Consider the following 20,975-nt stretch of genomic DNA (forward strand, 5'->3'; position numbering starts at 1 on the left):
CCGATTCCAGTGACCCGGCCGGGAAACCCGTGAGAACTGATCGGGTATCAGGCGTCAGCAGTTTCCAGTACAGCAATCGGAGCGATGACGTCTTTGGCGGGGAAGGACGGCGGGTTCACACCGGCCATTTCTTCCATGACGCGGACAACCTGGCAGGAGTAGCCGAACTCGTTGTCGTACCAGACGTACAGCACGAGGTTCTTGTCGTTGGAGATGGTCGCGAGACCGTCAACGATGCCGGCCCGGCGCGATCCAACGAAGTCGGTGGAAACTACGTCAGGGGAATCGATGTAGTCGATCTGCTTGCGGAGATCCGAGTGCAGGGACATCTCGCGGAGGTAGTCGTTGACTTCCTCGCGGGTGGTGCCGTTCTCAAGGTTGAGGTTCAGGATGGCCATGGAGACGTCCGGCGTGGGTACGCGGATGGCATTGCCGGTGAGCTTTCCCTGCAGTTCGGGAAGAGCCTTGGCGACGGCCTTTGCAGCACCGGTCTCGGTGATCACCATGTTCAGTGCGGCCGAGCGTCCACGACGGTCGCCCTTGTGGAAGTTGTCGATCAGGTTCTGGTCGTTGGTGAACGAGTGGACCGTTTCGACGTGTCCGTGAATGATGCCGAACTTGTCGTTGATGGCCTTCAGCACAGGGGTGATGGCATTGGTGGTGCAGGACGCCGCGGTGACGATCTTGTCGTCGTCGTTGATGTCGCGGTGGTTGATGCCGTGGACGATGTTCTTGAGCTCGCCCTTGCCTGGCGCGGTCAGCAGGACGCGGGCAACGCCCTTGCTCTGCAGGTGCTGGGAGAGGCCATCGGCGTCGCGCCAACGTCCCGTGTTGTCGACAACCAACGCATCCTTGATGCCGTACGCGGTGTAGTCGACGGTCGCGGGGTTGTCCGAGTAGATGACCTGGATCTGGACTCCGTTGGCCGTGATGGTGTTGGCTTCCTCATCCACGCGGATGGTGCCTTCGAAGGAGCCGTGGACGGAGTCGCGGCGCAGCAGGCTCGCACGCTTGACGAGGTCGTTGTCTGCCCCTTTGCGAACCACGATGGCGCGCAGGCGGAGGCCGTGGCCGCCACCGGCCTTTTCGATCAGGAGGCGGGCCAGCAGGCGGCCGATGCGCCCAAAACCGTAAAGAACGACGTCGGTGCTGGTGCGGTCGTCAGCGCCGCGCCTGCCCACGATCTCGGCCAATTCGGACCGCAAGTACTCGTCCAGGGAGGCGCCATTGCCTTCTGCCCGGTACTTCTCCGTCAAACGCGCAATGTCGATGGCAGCGGCGCCGAGTTCCAGCTCAGAGAGGGCATTCAGAAGGGGTGCGGTCTCTTCGAGCAGGAGCTCGTGGTTGCTCATCCGGCGTGCAAAGCGGTGGGCCTTGAGGATGTTCATGGTGGACTTGTTGATCAAGCTCCGGCCGTGGATGCTGGTGACCACGTTGTTTTCCCGGTACAACCGGCCGATCACCGGAATCATGGCCTCGGCGAGAGCCTCCCGGCCCATCCACTTATCAAGACAAGAATCTGACGTCTGGCTCACAGAACTACCTTCCTTGGGTCAACCACATACGTCCTCGTATGCAGATGGCAGCGGCCGCCCGGAGTAGTCCTGCGGCACATGCGCCAGCGGGCTTCGGTCCACCCACTGCGCCTTGAACGAGAGCAAAGAAAATCCGCCGGCTGCGAACGCAGTCCCGGCGGCAGAACATCTACGTTCAGTAACCATTCTAGGCGGGAAGGGCGGGGCATAGTCGTCCCGAAGGCGTGAAATCACTCACACGCCCGTGATCCCGGCAGTCATAAATGGATGGGTTGACCGATACGCCGGGTTCTGTCATCCGTTGTCGTTGCCAACAAGGGAGTGGCGGCCATCCATCTACGAACGCCGTTGCCGACGCCCTCCAGCGGCCTACCCGGACACTCGGGCGAGCAGCCCTCGAACGTGTCCTGTCTGGCCTTGCTCCGGGTGGGGTTTACCTAGCCTCCCCGGTCACCCGGGGAGCTGGTGGTCTCTTACACCACCGTTTCACCCTTACCTGCTGCAACCGGTGCAATACCGGAAACGCAGGCGGTCTGTTCTCTGTGGCACTGGCCTGCGGGTTACCCCGAGTGGGCGTTACCCACCACCCTGCTCTGCGGAGCCCGGACGTTCCTCGAGCCACTTTCGTGACGCGCGGCCGCCTGGTCAACCCATCCGCCGTACAGTCTACCGGCGTCCAAGGCGGCCCGAGTCACCGGTAATATCGACTGGTGCTGATTCTCCTGCCGCCTTCAGAAGGCAAGACCCCCGCCACCAAAGGCCCCGCCATTGACTGGGAGTCATTGAGCTTTCCGGAACTGAACCCGTATCGGGCGAAGGTCCTCGAAGCCTTGGGAACAGTGAGCGCGCACGAGGACGCCCTTGCGTTGCTGGGCGTCGGCGCCTCCTTGCGTGACGACGTCGAACGCAATACCCGCCTCCACGCCGAACCGGCGGCCCCCGCGCACCAGGTCTACTCCGGCGTCTTGTACGACGCCCTCGGCTTCAAGAGCATGACCCCGGCACAGCGGCGCAAGGCCACAGAATCCATCCTTGTCGTCTCGGCGCTCTGGGGCGCCATCGGCTTCGGCGACCACGTGCCGGCCTACCGCCTGTCCATGGGAACCGCACTGCCCGACGTCGGACGCCTCGCCTCCTACTGGAAGCCGCAACTTAACGCCGCCCTGGCCAAACGCTCGGAAGGAGAGCTGCTTATCGACTGCCGCTCGAGCACCTACGCCGCGGCGTGGGCTCCCCCGGCCGAGCAGACGGTGACCGTCAACGTGTTCAACGAGGCCAACGGCAAGCGCACGGTGGTGAGCCACTTTGCCAAGCACACCCGTGGTGAACTGGCCAGGCATCTGCTGACGAGGCGTGGCAAGGCGCCGGCAACTCCCCAACAGCTCCTGAAAGCATCCAGCGAGCACTGGACCACCGAACTTGTTGAAGGCACTGCCCGCAAACCGCACGCGCTGAACATCATCCTGACGGGCTAAGCCCCCGGATCCGCAGCGGAGATCAGTTCCACTCCGCAGATCGGACAAGGATCACGCCCGAGTCCGGGCAGAAAACGATGTCGTCCTCGGCAGCGGCTTTGACCTCGCCGAGGTCCCCCGGGCTGAGCATCATCCCCGAGCCTTCGGACTTTCCATGGAAGAGCCGGGCAGCACCGACTCCCCGCTTGGCGATGGTCTTTTCGTAGACTGCGAGCATCCCTGCATCCAAGGCCTCGGCGAAGGCTGCCCGCTGCCCGCGGACCACCGTTTCCTCGGCAGCGATCTCTGCGATGGCTTCATCCAGCTCCGCACGGATGCTGCCGAAGGAGCCCTGGATGTCATCAACGATGGCCTGCTGGGCAGCTTGGCGTTCGCGCAGGGTGTCCAGGCGCTCCAGGATTTCCAGTTCAACGTCTTCAAGGTCCGATCGGCGCTTGGTCAGCGAGGCGATGTCATTCTGCAGAGCCACCAGGTCCTTGGACAGTCCGGTACCGCTGTTGAGCCTGGTTTCGTCACGTTCGATCCGCGAGGCAACCTGCTCGACGTCGGCTTCCGCCCGGCGGAGTTCGGCTTCAGCGTCGTGGACGGCTACTTTGGCGGCCCCCAGTTCACCGTTGGCCACCGCGAGGGCATCGGTCAGGTCAGTAATGCGGGGATCGTTTTCCAACACTTTCCGGCGGCCGGCCAGCGATTTGAGCTTGGCATCCAGTCCCTGCAGTTCAAGCAATTTCAATTGTTCTGCCGGTGCCGCTTTTGCCACGCTTACCTCCGCTTGTCGCCGCCGGACCTGGAGATCAGTTCCGGATCTTTCCTAGACTCTAGTCGCCGCCTGGAGTCAGTATGAAGTCCCAAGGGTCGCTGTTGGTGCTGCTGACGCGGATATCGACGTCGTAGCCTTGGTCCGCGAGGACATTGCCCAATGCTTCGGCCGCAGCCGGGAGCCACAGCCATTCACTGGCAAAATGCGAAACGTCAATCAGGTAGGGACGGCCGTTGGTGGCGCCTTCCCGCGCTTCCGAAGCCGGATGGTGCCGCATGTCTGCCGTGACGTAAACGTCGGCATGGTTGGCGCGGACGGCGTCGAGCAAGCTGTCCCCGGCGCCCCCGCAGACCGCCACGCGCCGCACAAGACCGTCCTTGTCACCGGCCACCCGCACACCGCCGGCGACGGCCGGGAGCATTTCAAAGACGCGTGCTGCAAAGTCACCCAGGGTTTCAAGCTCCGGAAGATCGCCCACCCTGCCGATTCCTTCCTCAGGCAATCCGTTGGATGCGGCCGTCAGCGGCGCGACGTTCTCCAGCCCGAAGGCGTCGGCGAGCACGTCCGAGACTCCACCGACGGCTGAGTCACCATTCGTATGCACTGTCAGCAGGCCGGTGCCAGCCTCAATCAACCGGTGAACGGCAAGGCCCTTGGCCGTGGTTGCCGCTACCGAATTCACGCCTTTGAGCAGCAAGGGGTGGTGGGTGATGAGCAGTTCGGCGCCCCATTCGATGGCTTCGTCAATGACAGCCAGGGTGGGGTCCACGGCGAACAGTACTTTGGTCACCGGAACCGTGGGCCGCCCGACCACCAGACCGACTTCGTCCCAATCCTCGGCCAGCGACTCGGGCCAGAGCTCTTCCACAGCCAGCAACACCTGGCCGAGGCTGGGTTCGGCGCTGGCTGCCTCTGTTTCGTCGTGTTCTGTTTCGTCCTCTTCGACGGAATCCGCATCAGAAATGCCAGTGTTTACTGCTTCCATGTTCCTATTCTTCACTACCGTGCCGGATCAGGCAGTCCTTGCCGCCGGGTATCTGCCGGGAGCCGTAATTCTCCCGTAAGGTGAAACGGGAATCATCAGGACATCCCAACCATTGAAGAGAACATGAAAACTTTCGTACTTGGCGGCGGCTGCTTCTGGTGCCTCGACGCCGTTTACCAGAAGACCCGTGGCGTCAGCTCGGTGGTCTCCGGCTACACCGGGGGCCACGTCCGCAATCCCGACTACTACGAGGTATGCTCCGGAACCACGGGCCACGCGGAGGTCGTTGCAGTGACCTTTGATGAAACCGTGGTTCCCGAGGACGTCATTCTGGACATGTTCTTCGCCCTCCACGACCCCACCACGTTGAACCGCCAGGGCTACGACGTCGGAACCCAGTACCGGTCATCCATGTTCTACACCACCACGGAAGAGAAGGTGTTGTTCGAGGAAGCCATCGAACGCGCCCAGGCCCTCTGGTCCGATCCGATTGTGACTGAAGTGGTCCCGCTCCCGGACTTCTACGAGGCCGAGGAAGTTCACCAGAATTACTATGCCAAGTTCCCTTATCAGGGGTATTGCCAGGTGATCATTAATCCCAAGCTGGCCAAGGCGAGGAAATATTACTCTGCATGGCTTACTGCTTAGCAAGGTTTCGTTCCCGCTGGTTAGGCTGACCTCAGCATTCCCTCTTCAGAGATAGGCGTAAATTTTCATGGCAAGGATCTACGACGACGTCACCCAGCTGGTCGGCCGCACTCCGCTGGTTCGGTTGAACCGGCTGACCGAAGGCCTGGACGCCCAGGTTGCGGTCAAGCTCGAGTTCTACAACCCGGCCAACAGCGTCAAGGACCGCATCGGCGTGGCCATCGTTGACGCTGCGGAAAAGTCCGGTGCCTTGAAGCCAGGCGGAACGATCGTTGAGGGCACCTCCGGCAACACCGGTATCGCACTGGCCCTGGTCGGTGCTGCCCGCGGTTACAAGGTCATCCTGACCATGCCCGAAACGATGTCCACCGAACGCCGGGTCATGCTCCGCGCCTACGGTGCCGAGATCGTCCTCACCCCCGGTTCGGAAGGCATGCGCGGCGCTGTCGAGAAGGCCCAGGAGATCGTCGCCACCACGGAGAACGCCATCTGGGCCCAGCAGTTCGCCAACGAGGCAAACCCAGCGATCCACCGCGCCACCACGGCCGAGGAAGTCTGGGAAGACACCGACGGCGAAGTCGACATCTTTGTCGCAGGCGTTGGCACCGGCGGCACCGTCACCGGCGTCGGCCAGGTCCTCAAGGAACGCAAGCCCGGCGTGCAAATTGTTGCCGTCGAGCCGAAAGACTCGGCCATCCTCAACGGCGGAGCACCCGGCCCCCACAAGATCCAGGGAATCGGTGCCAACTTTGTTCCCGAAATCCTGGACACCAACGTCTACGACGAGGTCCTGGATGCCACGCTCGAGGATTCCGTCCGCGTTGCCCGTGACCTCGGTGCCCGCGAAGGCATCCTTGGCGGCATTTCTTCCGGTGCCATCGTGTGGGGCGCGCTGGAACTGGCCAAGCGTCCGGAGAACGCCGGCAAGCTGATCGTTGCGGTCGTCTGTGACTTTGGAGAGCGCTACATCTCCACTGTGCTGTTTGATGACATCCGCAGCTAACACAACGCCTGCATTCCTTCATTTCCTGTAGAAAGGTCTTTGTGAGCTTCTTCGCAAGACTTAAGGAAGACCTCGACGCCGCCCGGTCCCACGACCCGGCGGCGCGAGGTTCTTTCGAGAACTTTTTCGCATACTCCGGCTTGCATGCCATTTGGGCGCACCGCGTCACGCACAAGCTCTGGCAAAACCCGGCACTGAGGTTTCCTGCCCGCTTGATTTCGCAGCTGGCCAGGTTCCTGACCGGCATTGAAATCCACCCCGGTGCCACAATAGGCCGCAGGTTCTTCATCGACCACGGCATGGGCGTCGTCATTGGTGAGACGTCCGAGATCGGCGACGACGTAATGATTTATCACGGTGTCACTCTCGGCGGCCGGTCGCTGGCCAAGGTCAAGCGCCACCCCACGATTGGTGACCGCGTCACGATTGGTGCGGGCGCCAAGGTTCTGGGCCCCATCACCATCGGAGCGGACAGCGCAGTCGGAGCAAATGCCGTGGTGGTCAAGGACGCTCCCCCGGAGTCAATCATCACCGGCATTCCGGCGACGTGGCGGCACCGTGATGCACGGTCCGAGACCAAGCCTGCTGTGGATCCTGCCGAGTACTACATCGAATACCGGATCTAGAACGCGCCAAACGTCACGGTGACCAAACCTCACTTTGACTCAGTACGGCAAAGGCCGGCCCCTCCCAGTCTGATCGGGAGGGGCCGGCCTTTGCAGTTGGTGGCGCTAGTGGGTGTCGACTGCCGAGATCTCGGACTTGTCTTCGCCCCAGAGGGTGTGGAACGTCCCTTCGGTGTCCACGCGGCCATAGGTGTGTGCGCCGAAGAGGTCGCGCTGGCCCTGGATCAAGGCAGCGGCAACGCGCTTGCGGCGGAGGCCGTCGTAGTACGCCAGCGACGAGGAGAAGACCGGTACCGGAATACCGAGCTGCACGGCGGTGGCGACAACGCGGCGCCAGGCCGGGAGAGCCTCTGCAATGGCCTTGGTGAAGGCCGGAGCGAACAGCAGGTTGGCGGGCTTCTCGTCGGCTGCGTAGGCCTTGGTGATGTCCTTGAGCAGTTCGGCACGGATGATGCAGCCTGCGCGCCACAAGGAAGCGATCTCGTCCAGCTTGAGGTCCCAGCCGTACTCCTTGGCAGCGGAGGTCAGCATGTCCAGACCCTGGGCATAGGAGACCAGCTTGGAGGCGTACAGAGCCTGACGGACGTCCTCAACGAACGTTTCGGGGATCTCCACGGAAGCCTCTTCGCCAGCGAGCAGTTCCTGGCCGAGCTTGCGCTGCTCGGTCTGGGAGGACAGCGCGCGGGCGAACACAGACTCAGCGATGCCCGAGACAGGCGATCCGAGTTCAAGGGCGGAGATGACGGTCCAGCGTCCGGTACCCTTCTGGCCGGCGGCGTCAACGACGACATCCACGAAGGGCTTGCCCGTCTTGGCGTCAACGTGGCCGAGGACCTCAGCGGAGATTTCGATGAGGAAGGAGGACAGCTCGCCCTTGTTCCACTCCGCGAAGATCTTGGACTGCTCGGCCGGCTCGATGCCAGCGCCGGAGCGGAGGAGGTCGAAGGCCTCGCCGATGACCTGCATGTCGGCGTATTCAATGCCGTTGTGGACCATCTTGACGAAGTGGCCGGCGCCGTCGGTGCCGATCCATGCGCAGCAGGGCTCGCCGTCGACCTTGGCGGAGATCTTCTCCAGCAGCGGGCCGAGAGCGTCGTAGGACTCGCGGGAACCGCCGGGCATGATGGACGGGCCGTTCAGTGCGCCCTCTTCGCCACCGGAGACACCGACGCCTACAAAGTGAAGGTCCTTCTTGGCCAGCGCGGCTTCCCGGCGGCGGGTGTCCTCGTAGTGCGAGTTACCGGCGTCGATGATGATGTCGCCGGCTTCAAGCAGCGGTTCAAGCTGCTCGATCACGTTGTCGACGGGAGCGCCTGCCTTGACCATGATGAGGACGCGGCGGGGCTTTTCGAGGGAGTCGACGAGCTCCTGCAGCGTTTCCGTGCGGATGAAGTCGCCTTCCGTGCCGTGCTTTTCCAGCAGGGCGTCGGTCTTTTCCACGGAGCGGTTGTGGAGAGCCACGGTGAAGCCGTTGCGTGCGAGGTTGCGGGCCAGGTTGGCGCCCATCACCGCAAGGCCGGTGACACCGATGTGTGCTGACATCAAAACTCCAATTCGTTCGTGTACAAACAGTCCCAACGTACCCTCAGGGGGCAAGGAGGAAACGATTTCAAAACCAGGGGCTGAAATAAACCATACGTATTTAAACCTTGGGCGGGAAAGCGGCGCCCACGTTGTGGAAGCTGCCGCGTCATAAACAGTCTATGATGTCCGCACCCCGACACAGCGGCCAGTGACCACTCCCGGGAACCCCCACCCGCCGCTAGGGGCCTCCCACGCCATTATGCTTACCTCTATGTCAACCAGCCTTCACCACCGCGCCATAGAGCATTTGGGAACCCGGATCGTAGGTGGTGCCCTTCCCTCGGGCCACGTGATGTTGGCTGAGCATCTGGAAGATGAACTCAACGTCTCGCGATCCGTGGTGCGTGAAGCCGTGCGTGTCCTCCAATCGCTTGGGCTCGTCGAGACCATCAAACGCGTTGGCATCCGGGTCCTGCCGGCGCATCGTTGGAATCCCTTCGACCCCCTGATCATTCGTTGGCGCCTGGCCGGTGAAGGCCGCGGTGCGCAGTTGCGGTCGTTGGCCGAGTTGCGTTCCGCCGTCGAGCCCGTAGCTGCCGAACTTGCCGCGGGCAACGCGCCGGAGAGTCTCCGGCAGGAGCTGGTGGGTATCTCCCTGGCGATGAAGCAGGCCGGTGACGCCGGGGACATGGCAACATTCCTGGACCTCGACATCCGCTTCCACGCCCTGGTGTTGTCCGGATCGGGCAACGAAATGTTCGCCAACCTGATCGGGCAAGTCACCGAGACCTTGACGGGCCGGACCGTTCATGGCCTGATGCCGGAGCACCCGCAAAAGGAAGCGCTCCAGTGGCACATGGATGTGGCCCATGCGATTGATGCCGGTGATGGCCCCTTGGCCCGGGAAGCAGCGGCCAAGATCATGCGGCAGACGATCGCGGAGCTGGCACCCAGCTGGGATGACCAGCCCCGCGTCTTCGTTCCCGTCGCAAAGAAGCCCGCTACTCCTGGAAGTTGAGCAGCACTTTGCCGGACTCGGCGGAGTTCCGGGCAACCTCGAACGCCTCCAGGCCGTGCGCGAGATCAAATTCATGCGTCACTACGGGATCTACATACAGGGAACCGTCTGCAAGCGCCTCGATGACGTCGTCGATCTCGTCGTTGAAGCGGAACGAACCCAGCAACTCCAGCTCCCGCGTGATGGCCAGCGAGATGAATACCGGCTGGGGCCCGGACGGAAGCAGTCCCACCATGACCACTTTGCCACCGCGCGTGGCACCTTTGATAGCCGAGGCAAGGCCGTAGTGGCTGCCTGAGGATTCAATGACGACGTCGGCGTCCACCGCCGCGATGGCTTCCGCATCGTCCCCCTTGAGGACGGCGTCAGCGCCAACGGAGCGGGCGATCTCCAATGGTTTGTCATGCATGTCGACGGCGACGATCCGCTCGGCGCCGGCGCGTTTCAGGACGGCAACCGAGAGGGCGCCGATCGGTCCGCTGCCGATGACAAGGGCCGTCTTCCCCTTGACGTCACCAGCGCGTGACACGGCGTGCCAGGCCACGCTGGCCGGTTCCACCAGCGCAGCCGTGCGAAGGTCCAGGTTCGCCGGGAGCGGGCGAAGCATCCTGGAGGGCAGGTTTGCGTAGCGGCTGAAGGCACCGTCTGTGTGGGGGTAGCGGGCCGCGCTGCCCAGGTAGGTGCATCCCGGTGAGAGGTTTGGCCGGTCCTCTGGGTACCTGGCGTCTCCTGGTGCGGGTGTCGCAGGATGGACCGCCACGGGCGTTCCTGCTGCCGGGCCGGTTCCGTCAGCAGCCTGCCGGACAACCACGCCAACAATTTCGTGGCCGAGCACCATGGGTTCTTTGAGGATGGATTCTCCGGCCGCACCGTGCAACCAGTAGTGGAGATCCGAACCGCAGATTCCGCCGTAGGCGATCTCCACGACCGACTCAGCGGCGGCAGGCGGCGCCAACGGAATGTCTTCGATGCGCAGGTCACCCTTGCCGTGGGCGACAACAGCCGGACCTGATGCGGGAAGGTCGAGGCTCATCAGACCACCACCGTCATTCCGCCGTCTACGAAGATCGTCTGTCCGTTCACGAAGTTCGATGCCTGGGATGCGAGCCAAACCGTCGGTCCGGCGAGGTCGGCCGTCGTACCCCATCGCCTGGCCGGGGTACGGCCAAGGATCCAGGAGTTGAAGTCCTGGTCATCGACGAGGTTCTGTGTCATTTCGGTATGTATGTAGCCAGGAGCGATGCCGTTGATCTGGAGGCCGGAGGAAGCCCACTCCGCTGTCATGGCACGGGTAAGGTTCCGCAACCCACCCTTGGCCGCGACGTAGGGCGCGATGGTGGGACGGGCCAGATCGGTCTGGACCGAGCAGATGTTGATGATCTTGCCGTGGCCGCGGGGAATCATGTGGCGGGCGGCCTCCCGACCCACCAGGAAGGCGCTGGTGAGGTCCGTCGTAATGACCCGCTCCCAGTCCTTGACGTCCAGGTCCAGCATGGGCACCCGGTGCTGGATGCCTGCGTTGTTCACCAGGATGTCCAACGGTCCAACGTTCTGCTCCACCCAAGCGACCCCTTCAGCGGCCGAATCGGCATCGGTGACGTCGAAGGCGTGGCTGTGGACCCTGCCCTCGGGGTACTGCGATGACATCGCCTCCCGCGCTGCCTCCAGGCGTTCGATATTGATGCCGTTCAGGACTACGGTAGCCCCCGCATCCGCGAGACCGCGGGCAAGGGCGTTGCCTATCCCCCTGCTTGAGCCGGTGACCAAGGCCACCTGGCCGGTCAGATCAAAAAGTGCGCTCATGGTGTGATTGTCATTCCTTCTTAGGTTGCGCGGTTCAGTTCGTAGTGCACTGTTCAGTTCATGGTGGACCTGGTTGCGGCCAGTGCGCCGCCCAGGTTCGCGATGGTCTGCCGGACGACGGCGAGGTCCTGGTCGCCGAGGCCTTGGCGTTTGAGTTCTGCATAAAGGTCAATGGCCGCTGATGCCATGGGCACGGCGGACCCTGCCGCGGCAGCGCTGGCAAGGACGAAACCAAGGTCCTTGTGCATGAATTTGGCCGGACCTGTGGGCGCATAGTCCTTCGCTGCCAGGCGCGGACCCACGATCTCGAGCACCCTGCTTCCGGCCAATCCCCCGGACAGCACCTCGAAGAGCGCCTCCACATCCATCCCGGAGCGTTCGGCGAGTTCGGCCGCTTCGGCGAGGGCCGCCGTCGTGGTTCCGACGATCAACTGGTTGCACGCCTTGGCGAGGGACCCGGCACCCAGTGGGCCCATGCGCCGGATGGTGGTGCCCATGGTCCTGAAAAGCGGTTCAAGCTGCTCGAAGCCGTCGACGGAAGCCCCCACCATGATGGCCAGCGTTCCACTGCGCGCGCCAGCCGTCCCTCCACTGACCGGAGCGTCCACCACAACGGCATTGCCCGCGCTCGCTTCCCCGACAGTTTCGCCGAAGCGCTGGACTTCCGTGGGCGAGACACTGCTCATGACGACGACGACGGTACCCGGGTTGGGTGGTTGGTGCCGCCAGGAATCGAGCAATTCCGCGGCCGCCTCCTCGATGAAGGGAAGGTCCGGAAGCATGAAGACGATGACATTTTCATCCCGCAACCCGGCGACAGTGGCGGCACGCTTAACACCGGGAAGACCGTCAAAGGCAGCTTCGGAGCGATTCCATGCGGTGACGTTCCATCCGGCGGCGGCAATGTTCGAGGCCATGGGAGCTCCCATCAGCCCCAGGCCGACGAAACCCACTCGTTGGATGGTCATGGCTGGTAACACCTCACTTCGTTGTGGTCATCTAAAGAAAATCTGTTCAATATCCTAGCCGTCATTCAGTATGATGAACACTATGACGACTGATGAACATACCATCGCCATCGCTGTACCGCTCGAAGCTGAGTATGTAGAGCAGATCCGCGCTGTGGACCCCTCCGTAACAGTTCTCTACGAACCGGATCTGCTGCCCCCGGAGCGGTTCCCTGCGGACCACGCGGGTGATCCCTCCTTCACAAGGACGCCTGAGCAGGAAGAACGCTATTGGGCGATGCTGAACCGCGCCCAGGTCCTGTACGGCTTTCCGAATGAAAGCCCTGCCGGATTGGCACGTATCGCCACCAGCAATCCGCACCTGCAATGGATCCACGCCATGGCAGCAGGTGCCGGCGGCGCCGTCAAGGCCTCAGGCCTGGACACCGAAACGCTCCGTAAATTCCACGTCACCACCTCAGCCGGCGTCCATGCCTTGCCCTTGGCGGAATTCTCGGCCTTCGGAATCCTGAACGGCTTCAAGCGCAGTGCCGAGATGGCCAAGGATCAGGCCGCCAAGGTGTGGCCCGAGCTTCGGACGCCCACCAAGCTGGCCAACGGCTCCAAGGTAGTCATTGCTGGCCTCGGTGAAATCGGCATGGAAACTGCGCGCATTGCCCGCGCCTTGGGCATGAGGGTCAGTGGAACCAAACGCAACGTAGCTGCCATTGAGGGAATCGAGGAAGTAACCAACAACGACAGCCTCTCCGCCCTGGTTGCCGACGCCGACGCAGTGGTCAACACTCTTCCGGGAACTCCCTACACGGAAAAGTTGTTCAACAAGGACATCTTCTCTGCCATGAAGCCCGGAACGGTTTTCGTCAACGTCGGACGCGGAACGGTTGTCGACGAAGACGCCTTGCTCGAAGCCCTTGACAACGGCCAGGTTGCGTACGCATGCCTTGACGTCTTTGCAGTGGAACCGTTGCCCCTGGAGAGCCCGCTGTGGAACCACCCCAAAGTCCTGGTCTCACCGCACACCTCCGCCCTGAGCACGGCCGAGAACCGGCTGATCGCCGAGCGCTTCTGCAGCAACCTCCGCACATTCCTCGACGGCGGCGAACTCCCCCACCTCGTGGACCCGGTCCACTTCTACTAAGCCGGACTACCACCCAGTGGCGTTTAACCACCTCTCGGACAATGCATCGGCCATACTCCTGGTGTAGGTGCTCGAGAGGTGGTTATCGTCCAAGTACACATAAACATTGCCGATGATCCCAGGGCATGAGGCACCGTCACAGATCAGGTCCGTCATGTCAAGGATGGACAGGCCCGTATAGTTCCCTTCCAGCTGATCCAGCGGATTGGTCGCGGCAAGCACGGAAGACAAAGCGGGCCGACACCGCGGCTCATCGACGCCGGAAGCCATGGCACATTCGCTGGGGCTGAAGGAGAAGCGCGGGTTGTCACGCATGGCAATGACCTCCACTCCCTGATCGGTGATTTCCCCCACGAGCTCGTCAAGCCCCCACGTGAGGTCCTCGTCGGGAGAATCCGGCACGGCTGCCGTCCCCACAAGGAACACGGCGTCCGGATGGTGGAGCCGGATATGCTCACGGACCCTCCGATTGAAGGCGTTGCATTCATCGCCCACCTCGTCCGTTGGGGTCATGAAGGGGCAAGCGCCGAAGGTGATGGCCTGGACCCGCCAATGGTGTTCCTTGGCAATGGGACCGATCGCGCCGAGCCATTGCAGGGAATGCGACTGCCCCACGACGAAGATCGTCTTGTCCGCATCCGCACCGACGTCGTTCTGCAGACACTCCGCAGACAGCACCGGGTCCTGCGGCCGCAGTTCACCTGAGCAGGGCCCATCGAGCTTCCCCCAGTCCGCCGGCAGCTGCTCAGGCGTAGGCAGCGTCCTGGCATCCTTTCCGACACGGTTGACATAGCCCGGGAGCAAGGCCCTGGCACCGGGGTTGTCATCAACGTCCTGGCCGGCAACGGCGTTCTTCTCCACCTGTTGCTGATACCCGAACCACGCCATCGGAGTGGAAGCCACCGCAAGGCAGGCAAGGACCGACACTGCCAAGCGCCACCGCTTTTCCTCCGGCCACCTCCACGACCGCAATGGCTGCTCCACGAACCTGGTGGTCAGATAGGCCAACAGGAGGGACACAGCCACAATCAAAGCGCCGATGGGTGCATCTGCGTGATCTTCCCCGATCCACACCAGGGTGATCACCAACAGCGGCCAGTGCCACAAGTACAGCGCATACGAGTTGGCCCCGAGCCCCACCAACACCTTCGACGCCAGGATCCGGTCGACGCCAAAGCGGCTTCCTGTCTGCCCGGCAATGATGACAGCCACAGCCGCCAGGGTGGGCCACAGCGCCACAAAACCAGGAAACGCCGTCCTTACCTGAAGGATCATGCCGCAGCTGAGCATGGCAACCACGCCCAGCCAACCCAGGACGGTTGCGACACCGCGGCTTGGACGAAGGAAAGGAAGGAGCAAGGCAACCAGGGTTCCCAGCGCAAATTCCCAAAGCCGGGCAAGAGTATCGAAGTAGGCCAGTTCCTGGTGGGCGGCCGTGAAATAGATCGAGTAGCCCAGCGATACCACGAAAATCAGCCCGAAAACGCAGAGCAACACCGTCCGGTAACGCAGTCCTGCCCTGCGGCAAAAGAAAGCTGCAGCAACGAAGATCGCCGGCCAGATGATGAAAACCTGCCCCTGAATGGACAACGACCAGAAGTGCTGCATGGGACTGGCCAGGCTATGGTCTGCGGCGTAGTAGTTGACTACCTGCCGCTGGAGCAACCAGTTCTGGACGTAGAAGAGCGAGGCCCACGCCTGGTTGACGATCTCCGTCCATCGGGTCCGGGGGACAATCATGAAGGTCGCCGCCAAGGTGCCCGTCAGGACAACGACGACGGCGGGAAGCAGCCGCCAGAACAAGTGCAGCCAGTGCCGAACCAGAGATACAGGCCGCGACTCCTCGTAGCGATTGACGAACTGGAGCGTCATCAAGAACGCCGAAATCAACAGGAAGACGTCCACGCCTCCGGAAACCCTGCCGAACCAGATGTGATAAGAGACCACCATGAGTACGGCCAGCGAACGGAGCCCTTGGATCTCCGGACGAAACCTGGTGCCGCTGGCGCGCCGAACCAACCCGGGGCTTTCCGGCGATGCCAGGCCCTTGGTTGCCGTCATGGACACGCTCCTCTGTCGCTGCACCAATTCTGCACCGCGTCTTGCAAAATTCCAGCACCTCGGAGGGCTAATCCGTTAAAGCAGCACGGCGCCCCTCCTGGTGGAGGGACGCCGTGCTGGGTGTGTCCGGAATTTTGCGTCGTTTACTTCGCGTCTTCCGTGCTGACGAGGTCGCGGCCTGCAGTCTCCGGGGTGAAGAACGTGGTGACGAACGAGATCAGGGCCAAGACCAGCGAGTAAATGGCGAGCACCAGCCAGGAATGGTTGGTGGCTGCCAGCAGAAGCGCACCCAGCAGGGGCGCCAGACCACCAGCCAAAACTGCGGAGATCTCCCGGCTCATGGCAACCCCGGTGAACCTGTATTGCGATCCGAAAAGCTCGGGCAGGAGGGGGCACTGCGGGCCAAGCATCGACTGGACGCCAATGGCAATGCCGACAGCCATGACCACCCATACCAAAGTGACATTGCCCAAGGTGACCAAGTAGAACGCGGGAACGGCAATAATTGCCTGGAACAAGGCACCGTAGCGGTAGACCGGAACACGTCCGTACCTGTCAGACAAAGCGCCGAAGGTCACGACCAGCACGGCTGCGAATCCGGCTGCAATCAGCAGACCGACCGGGCCGATGGAGTTATTACCGGCAAATACACCCGCCGGCATGCTCATGAAGGAAACCAGAAGGGCCGAGTAAATCGAGGAGTTGCCGTTTTCTCCCATGCGAAGGCCGATTCCAATCAGCACGTTCTTCTTGGAATGCTTCCAGAGGGCACCGATAGGGTTCTTGACCACATTCTTGTGCTTTTCCAATTCCTGGAATGCGGGAGTTTCCTTGAGCTTGAGCCGGATGAACACGGCGATGACAATCAGGACAAAGCTGGCGAGGAATGGAACGCGCCACAACCAACCCTGCAGGACGGACTTATCGGCCAGGGCAATAAGAGCGAATGTTCCAGCCCCAAGCAGTGTGCCCAGCTGGATACCGACAAAGGGCAAGGACGCGAAGAAACCGCGGCGACGACGCGGAGCAACTTCGGAGATCAGCGTCGTGGCACCTGCCTGCTCCGCACCCGCACCGAGACCCTGGATGATGCGCAAGGTGACGAGCAACACGGCGCCAAGCATTCCCGCCTGCTCGAACGTGGGCAGAAGTCCGATGGCAAAGCTGGCCGTTCCCATCAGAGCAATGGTCAGGATCAGCACCATCTTGCGGCCGAACCTGTCACCGATATAGCCGAAAATCACTCCGCCGAACGGCCGGGCCGCGAATCCAACACCGTAGGTGGCGAAGGAAGCGATCAATGCTCCGTCCGGACCCAGCGGCGAGAAGAACAGCGGACCGAAGATCAGGGCCGAGGCAAGGCCATAAATGTAGAAGTCGTAGTACTCCAGAGCGGAACCTACGGAGCTGGCCAGCGTTGCCCGCCGCAGCTGCTCCGGTTCTACGACGGCTTCGTCAGCATCAGCTGGGAACTTTGTCTTAGTACGAGTTGTCACAAGCACTCCCTCAAAATCACACCGGGCCCCCGTTGGCCCCGTGAGATAGCGATGGCATCACCGCCAAGATCACTATGTTGAACAGAGTACAGCTTGCTGAACTTGTTGCCAAGATTAAAATCAGATTTATGCCAATCAGCCCATGGGGTTGCCGAGGGACCGCGCCAACTCCTTGAGTTCCTTGACCATGAGAGCGCCCTGCTCCTCCGAATACGTCGCCTTCAAAGCCGTAACCGACAGGCCCAAACTGGGGCCATGTGCACCATGGGTCGGCACGGGAACAGCGAGGCAAACGACGCCAACGGTCGACTCTTCATCCTCGAAGGCAAACCCCTGCTTGCGGATCGTGGCGATCTGCGCCTTGAGTTCTTCGGCCGTTCGGAGGGAATTGGCAGTCATGGTGGGCAGCTCCATGCCGTCCGGGAACATGGCCTCGATATCGTGGTCGTGCAGTTGCGCCACCAGCGCCTTGCCGACACTGCAGAGGGAGACCGGCATTTTGTCTCCAATATTCGAGGTCAGTCTCACAGCTGGGTGTCCCTCGTAACGCGCCAGGTAGATGACGTGGTCGCCGTCGAGCATGGCAATCCGGACCGTCTCGCCGGAGAGCGTCGGAGCCTGCTCGCAGTACTTGTAGAACTCCTGCACCTCATCGAGCCGGCTCAGGTAGGCAGCCCCCAGCTCCACCAGCTTTCGCCCCAATGCGAAGTCGGCACCCTGCCGGGTAATCAGGCGCGCTTCCTCGAGCGCCAGCAGCAGGTTGGACGTCGAAGATTTCGGGATGCCGAGCTCCCGCGACAAGTCACTGAGGGTCAAGCGTCCGGACGGGGAATCAGCCAAGGCTTCAAGGACGGCGGCGGCGCGGGTCACAGCAGGGGCAGGCGACGAAGCGCCCAGCCCCTCGGAGCGGGTGGTTCGGGAATCAACCATGATTCTCCTTCGTCATTACACATCGGTGTTCAATCTACTGAACAATACCCATCATAGTGGCACGCTGCTGGGTGCGGACCCGTCGGCTTTGCAAACCCAAAAGTTGGCTGTATATTCATTTTCGAGCTCTCCACCGCGGCATCCCCCAATAGTCGCGGTGGAGAGCTCGTCCATTTCCGGACGCAGCCAGTGGGGTGGCGCTAGGCAGCCACAACTCCCTCGCCCCTAAGGCACCAGCCTCCCCCTGAACCGTCACGAACGAGTTCCCAGGTGGCCAGGGCCGACCGAAGGTTGGTCCCCAAGCGCACCTGGACCTGCAGGACCTCAATATCCACGCGTCCGGCTCCCCGGGGCATGCGCTTTTGCTCTTCCCACCAAGGAATCCTTTCGAACCAACGGACAGGTTCGACGGCAATCGTCCACTCCCGCCCTCCCCTGACGACGACGGCAGGCTCACCGTGGGTGGTCGTGCGGATATATACGTGCTCCATGGAAGGAAACCGTAGGGTGTGGGCCTGACATTAAAAGGGAACCCGGGAACAATCAGGCGTAGATGACGAAAACCCCGCTTCCTGGAAGGGAAGCGGGGTTTTCTTTGGTGGGTCCTACCGGGATCGAACCGATGACATCCACGGTGTAAACGTGGCGCTCTACCAGCTGAGCTAAAGACCCAAAGCGTTGTGTCCGCGCTCTTTGTGTTCCTCAGCGCTTCAACGAACAATGACTCTACATGATCAACCGCTGGAAACACCAATCGAGTCGCCTGCTTCCGAAAGGTCCGGCAAAACCTGGGCCAAGTAGCTCAAAGCACCACTGACTCCGAGCTCGAGTTTTACGGCCGCGAACCCGTCCCCACGGGTGCTGCCCCTGTTGATGATCACCACAGGCATTTCTGCTTTTGATGCATGCCGGACGAACCGAAGGCCGCTCTGCACCGTCAGCGACGAACCCGCCACCAGGAGGGCGTCCGCATCATCAACCATGGCGTACGCGCGCACGACACGGTCCTTGGGGACGTTCTCGCCAAAGTAGACGAAGTCTGGCTTCAGGATGCCGCCGCAGATGGGACAGACGGCCATGACGAACGAGCTGATGAGCTCAGGATCCTCCACCGTGGCGTCTGCATCCGGCGCCATCTCAACCAGCCCGGATTCCACTGCTGCTTCGACAAAACCTGGATTGATCTCCTCCAGGATCGCCGCTATCAATTGCCTGCTGAAGGTATGCCCGTGCGACAGGCAAATTACTTGGTCAAAACGACCATGGAGGTCCACCACATTGACGCTGCCGGCGTCCTCATGAAGCCGGTCGACGTTTTGGGTGATCAGGCCGGTCAGGAGACCGCGTCGCTCCATCAGTGCGACTGCAGCATGGCCGGCATTGGGGTCGGCGTGCCGGAGGCGGGACCAGCCGATATGGTTCCGCGCCCAGTAACGACGCCTGTTGGCCTCGCTGCCGATGAACTCTTGGTACGTCATGGGGTTCCGCGGTGCAGACCCCGGCCCCCGGTAATCGGGGATGCCGGAATCGGTGCTCAAACCGGCTCCGGTCAGCACTGCCAGGCGTTTTCCCTGCAGGGCTTGCACTGCAGAACCAAGGGCTTCCTGCTCCTCGGGACCGAGTTGCACCTCGGCTACGGGTGCCATGCTGGCAAACCCCGTCATGCCGACACCGGGTCCGGGGCGAGTCATGGTCGCTGATCCACCAGCGAAGCCAGCGCCGACCGATATTCCTCGAAGTCCCTCGCTTTGCCCCGCGCGTTGACTACGACGTAACGGATAATGCCGTCGACGTCGATGATGAAGGTTCCCCTCAACGCCATGCCGCTGGCTTCGTCGAACACACCGTACTGCCGGGCAACGGCTCCGTGCGGCCAGAAGTCCGCAAGAAGATCGAAGTCGAAACCCTCGTGCTCGGCATACGCGCGTTGGGCAAATTTGCTGTCAACTGAAATCGCCAGCACTGTCGCGTTCGAGTCATTGAACTGGGCGATGTTGTCGCGTATCTCGCACAACTCACCAGTGCAGATACCGGAGAAGGCAAAAGGGAAAAACACGACAACCACGTTGACGCCGCGGTAGTCCGTCAAGCGGACAGGCTCACCGTGTTGGTTCAGCAGTTCGAAATCCGGCGCAGACTGCCCTTCCTGGGGGACGCCGGCCAAAGCCGGGGCCTGCTGGACTTCTGTCATTTGTTCTTCTTGGGCACCAGGCGGGTGGCGCTCCAGTCCTTCGAAACCCCGGCAGAAGTCGTCAGGTGCAGGCCGGAAGTAGGGGCCGCGTCCTGTATGTCAGCGGGAGATACGTAGTTGTCCCTGCCGGACTTGGGTGTCAGCACCCAGACGACGCCACCCTCCTTGAGCGTGGTCAACGAATCCATCAGGGCATCAACAAGGTCTCCATCGCCATCGCGCCACCAGAAAATGACTGCGTCAACGACATCGTGATCGTCTTCATCCAGCAATTCGGAGCCCGTGACATCTTCAATATCGTCACGCAAGTCGAAGTCGACGTCGTCGTCGTAGCCGAGCTCCTGAATCAGATCCCCATCTTTGAAACCCATTCGTTCCGCCACATTTACCGATGTGGCGGCGTCGGCCTCGCTCACGTTTCCTCCTTTGAAGTGACTTCCATTACTAACAGCCAACACCCTTTGGGCGTGTGCTTCAAGCCATTGTCCCTGTAGGAGGGCACATTCCGCACCCTCAAGGGCGTTTAGAGCTTGTGGCAGTGGCGTGCTTTACGTCACGGAGGCCGTTTGGGTGTGACATACAACGCTCCGCGGGGCCTGCGGCTACGCATAGCGGCGCAGTGAAAGCTAGAGTGGCCATGAGCGCTATGGCTGCAGGGCGATCGCCCCGCAGAATTCTACTGGGCAGCCAGGCGCTCACAAGACCTGCCCGGCGCATCCGACCGGGCTGTTGAAACCGAGATGTCGCACACGACGCGTTCACGACGGGCAGTCACCCTGCCGGACTTGAGGCGCCGATGAATGCGCCAAAAGGA

Annotated in this window: 20 protein-coding genes, 1 tRNA gene and 1 other RNA gene; 6 read left to right on the forward strand and 16 right to left on the reverse strand. The window is 61.9% G+C overall.

Going from position 1 to position 20,975, the window contains the following annotated elements; translation table 11 throughout:
- Positions 1–47 precede the first annotated feature (47 nt).
- Positions 48–1,535, reverse strand: coding sequence for a glyceraldehyde-3-phosphate dehydrogenase (locus PQ627_RS17805; protein WP_274262745.1), 1,488 nt, complete (start codon positions 1,533–1,535; stop codon positions 48–50).
- Positions 1,536–1,799: 264 nt separating this feature from the next.
- Positions 1,800–2,188: RNase P RNA component class A (gene rnpB / locus PQ627_RS17810), an RNA gene on the reverse strand.
- A gap of 57 nt (positions 2,189–2,245) precedes the next feature.
- On the opposite strand from rnpB, the gene PQ627_RS17815 reads away from it, so the two are divergent.
- A complete protein-coding gene (locus PQ627_RS17815; RefSeq protein WP_274262746.1) occupies positions 2,246–3,010 on the forward strand; it encodes a YaaA family protein in 765 nt (254 codons plus the stop codon).
- Between the two features lie 22 nt (positions 3,011–3,032).
- Here PQ627_RS17815 and PQ627_RS17820 read toward each other — a convergent pair whose 3' ends face one another.
- Positions 3,033–3,770, reverse strand: a complete 738-nt coding sequence (locus PQ627_RS17820; protein WP_274262747.1) for a zinc ribbon domain-containing protein — start codon at positions 3,768–3,770, stop codon at positions 3,033–3,035.
- A gap of 58 nt (positions 3,771–3,828) precedes the next feature.
- On the reverse strand, positions 3,829–4,755 hold the full coding sequence (locus PQ627_RS17825) for a Nif3-like dinuclear metal center hexameric protein (RefSeq protein ID WP_274262748.1): 927 nt from the start codon (positions 4,753–4,755) through the stop codon (positions 3,829–3,831).
- 123 nt (positions 4,756–4,878) lie between these two features.
- On the opposite strand from PQ627_RS17825, the gene msrA reads away from it, so the two are divergent.
- From msrA to epsC, 3 genes are all read left to right on the forward strand, one after another.
- Positions 4,879–5,403, forward strand: coding sequence for a peptide-methionine (S)-S-oxide reductase MsrA (gene msrA / locus PQ627_RS17830; protein ID WP_144659069.1), 525 nt, complete (start codon positions 4,879–4,881; stop codon positions 5,401–5,403).
- 67 nt (positions 5,404–5,470) lie between these two features.
- Entirely contained in the window at positions 5,471–6,406 is a 936-nt protein-coding gene (gene cysK, locus PQ627_RS17835) for a cysteine synthase A (RefSeq protein WP_144659070.1), read from the forward strand.
- Between the two features lie 41 nt (positions 6,407–6,447).
- Complete coding sequence (epsC, locus tag PQ627_RS17840) at positions 6,448–7,032, forward strand: serine O-acetyltransferase EpsC (RefSeq protein ID WP_144659071.1); 585 nt, start codon at positions 6,448–6,450, stop codon at positions 7,030–7,032.
- A gap of 105 nt (positions 7,033–7,137) precedes the next feature.
- Here epsC and gndA read toward each other — a convergent pair whose 3' ends face one another.
- Positions 7,138–8,574 carry an NADP-dependent phosphogluconate dehydrogenase gene (gene gndA / locus PQ627_RS17845; RefSeq protein WP_274262749.1) on the reverse strand — a complete coding sequence of 479 codons (1,437 nt, stop codon included), beginning with the start codon at positions 8,572–8,574 and terminating at the stop codon, positions 7,138–7,140.
- 253 nt (positions 8,575–8,827) lie between these two features.
- Here gndA and PQ627_RS17850 point away from each other — a divergent pair, with 253 nt between their 5' ends.
- Positions 8,828–9,574, forward strand: coding sequence for a FadR/GntR family transcriptional regulator (locus tag PQ627_RS17850; protein WP_274262750.1), 747 nt, complete (start codon positions 8,828–8,830; stop codon positions 9,572–9,574).
- On the opposite strand, the gene PQ627_RS17855 is transcribed toward PQ627_RS17850, so the two are convergent.
- Genes PQ627_RS17855 through PQ627_RS17865 form a run of 3 tightly spaced genes read right to left on the reverse strand, consistent with a single transcriptional unit; the run spans position 9,558 to position 12,345 of the window.
- The gene (locus PQ627_RS17855) at positions 9,558–10,607 is read right to left on the reverse strand and encodes an L-idonate 5-dehydrogenase (protein ID WP_274262751.1); all 1,050 of its coding nucleotides are present in this window, start codon (positions 10,605–10,607) and stop codon (positions 9,558–9,560) included. The genes PQ627_RS17850 and PQ627_RS17855 overlap by 17 nt on opposite strands.
- On the reverse strand, positions 10,607–11,377 hold the full coding sequence (locus tag PQ627_RS17860; RefSeq protein WP_274262752.1) for an SDR family oxidoreductase: 771 nt from the start codon (positions 11,375–11,377) through the stop codon (positions 10,607–10,609). Before PQ627_RS17860 ends, PQ627_RS17855 begins: the two co-directional genes overlap by 1 nt.
- 53 nt (positions 11,378–11,430) lie before the next feature.
- Positions 11,431–12,345 (reverse strand): NAD(P)-dependent oxidoreductase, encoded by a 915-nt coding sequence (locus PQ627_RS17865; RefSeq protein ID WP_274262753.1) that lies wholly within the window; start codon positions 12,343–12,345, stop codon positions 11,431–11,433.
- A gap of 70 nt (positions 12,346–12,415) precedes the next feature.
- Here PQ627_RS17865 and PQ627_RS17870 point away from each other — a divergent pair, with 70 nt between their 5' ends.
- Positions 12,416–13,483, forward strand: a complete 1,068-nt coding sequence (locus PQ627_RS17870; protein WP_274262754.1) for a D-2-hydroxyacid dehydrogenase — start codon at positions 12,416–12,418, stop codon at positions 13,481–13,483.
- Between the two features lie 6 nt (positions 13,484–13,489).
- Here the strand turns inward: PQ627_RS17870 and PQ627_RS17875 are convergent, their stop codons facing one another.
- The 8 genes from PQ627_RS17875 to PQ627_RS17910 form a co-directional block, all read right to left on the reverse strand.
- Positions 13,490–15,544 (reverse strand): acyltransferase family protein, encoded by a 2,055-nt coding sequence (locus PQ627_RS17875; protein ID WP_274262755.1) that lies wholly within the window; start codon positions 15,542–15,544, stop codon positions 13,490–13,492.
- Positions 15,545–15,687: 143 nt separating this feature from the next.
- Positions 15,688–17,046: an MFS transporter gene (locus PQ627_RS17880; protein ID WP_400452672.1), complete on the reverse strand. Its 1,359-nt coding sequence runs from the start codon at positions 17,044–17,046 to the stop codon at positions 15,688–15,690.
- A 129-nt stretch (positions 17,047–17,175) separates the two neighbouring features.
- Positions 17,176–17,970 (reverse strand): IclR family transcriptional regulator, encoded by a 795-nt coding sequence (locus PQ627_RS17885; RefSeq protein ID WP_274262757.1) that lies wholly within the window; start codon positions 17,968–17,970, stop codon positions 17,176–17,178.
- A gap of 200 nt (positions 17,971–18,170) precedes the next feature.
- Positions 18,171–18,461, reverse strand: a complete 291-nt coding sequence (locus PQ627_RS17890; protein WP_274262758.1) for a hypothetical protein — start codon at positions 18,459–18,461, stop codon at positions 18,171–18,173.
- Positions 18,462–18,566: 105 nt separating this feature from the next.
- Positions 18,567–18,642 (reverse strand) — tRNA-Val (locus tag PQ627_RS17895).
- A gap of 62 nt (positions 18,643–18,704) precedes the next feature.
- The gene (locus PQ627_RS17900) at positions 18,705–19,661 is read right to left on the reverse strand and encodes an NAD-dependent protein deacetylase (RefSeq protein ID WP_274262759.1); all 957 of its coding nucleotides are present in this window, start codon (positions 19,659–19,661) and stop codon (positions 18,705–18,707) included.
- Positions 19,658–20,161, reverse strand: coding sequence for a peroxiredoxin (locus PQ627_RS17905; protein WP_274262760.1), 504 nt, complete (start codon positions 20,159–20,161; stop codon positions 19,658–19,660). The genes PQ627_RS17900 and PQ627_RS17905 overlap by 4 nt, the downstream gene beginning before the upstream one ends.
- A complete protein-coding gene (locus tag PQ627_RS17910; RefSeq protein WP_144659084.1) occupies positions 20,158–20,577 on the reverse strand; it encodes a DUF3052 domain-containing protein in 420 nt (139 codons plus the stop codon). The genes PQ627_RS17905 and PQ627_RS17910 overlap by 4 nt, the downstream gene beginning before the upstream one ends.
- Between the last annotated feature and the right edge of the window lie 398 nt (positions 20,578–20,975).

It is taken from the genome of Paenarthrobacter sp. AB444 (assembly GCF_028736865.1).
Taxonomy (GTDB): domain Bacteria; phylum Actinomycetota; class Actinomycetes; order Actinomycetales; family Micrococcaceae; genus Arthrobacter; species Arthrobacter nicotinovorans_B.

Bases quoted from the DNA above. Each gene is read 5' to 3' on its own strand.
- cysK (WP_144659070.1), top strand. From the start codon at position 5,471: ATGGCAAGGATCTACGACGACGTCACCCAGCTGGTCGGCCGCACTCCG.
- PQ627_RS17885 (WP_274262757.1), bottom strand. From the start codon at position 17,970: ATGGTTGATTCCCGAACCACCCGCTCCGAGGGGCTGGGCGCTTCGTCG.
- PQ627_RS17855 (WP_274262751.1), bottom strand. From the start codon at position 10,607: ATGAGCCTCGACCTTCCCGCATCAGGTCCGGCTGTTGTCGCCCACGGC.
- PQ627_RS17860 (WP_274262752.1), bottom strand. From the start codon at position 11,377: ATGAGCGCACTTTTTGATCTGACCGGCCAGGTGGCCTTGGTCACCGGC.
- PQ627_RS17890 (WP_274262758.1), bottom strand. From the start codon at position 18,461: ATGGAGCACGTATATATCCGCACGACCACCCACGGTGAGCCTGCCGTC.
- PQ627_RS17870 (WP_274262754.1), top strand. From the start codon at position 12,416: ATGATGAACACTATGACGACTGATGAACATACCATCGCCATCGCTGTA.
- PQ627_RS17865 (WP_274262753.1), bottom strand. From the start codon at position 12,345: ATGACCATCCAACGAGTGGGTTTCGTCGGCCTGGGGCTGATGGGAGCT.
- msrA (WP_144659069.1), top strand. From the start codon at position 4,879: ATGAAAACTTTCGTACTTGGCGGCGGCTGCTTCTGGTGCCTCGACGCC.
- PQ627_RS17900 (WP_274262759.1), bottom strand. From the start codon at position 19,661: ATGACTCGCCCCGGACCCGGTGTCGGCATGACGGGGTTTGCCAGCATG.
- PQ627_RS17875 (WP_274262755.1), bottom strand. From the start codon at position 15,544: ATGACGGCAACCAAGGGCCTGGCATCGCCGGAAAGCCCCGGGTTGGTT.
- PQ627_RS17905 (WP_274262760.1), bottom strand. From the start codon at position 20,161: ATGACAGAAGTCCAGCAGGCCCCGGCTTTGGCCGGCGTCCCCCAGGAA.
- gndA (WP_274262749.1), bottom strand. From the start codon at position 8,574: ATGTCAGCACACATCGGTGTCACCGGCCTTGCGGTGATGGGCGCCAAC.
- PQ627_RS17850 (WP_274262750.1), top strand. From the start codon at position 8,828: ATGTCAACCAGCCTTCACCACCGCGCCATAGAGCATTTGGGAACCCGG.
- PQ627_RS17825 (WP_274262748.1), bottom strand. From the start codon at position 4,755: ATGGAAGCAGTAAACACTGGCATTTCTGATGCGGATTCCGTCGAAGAG.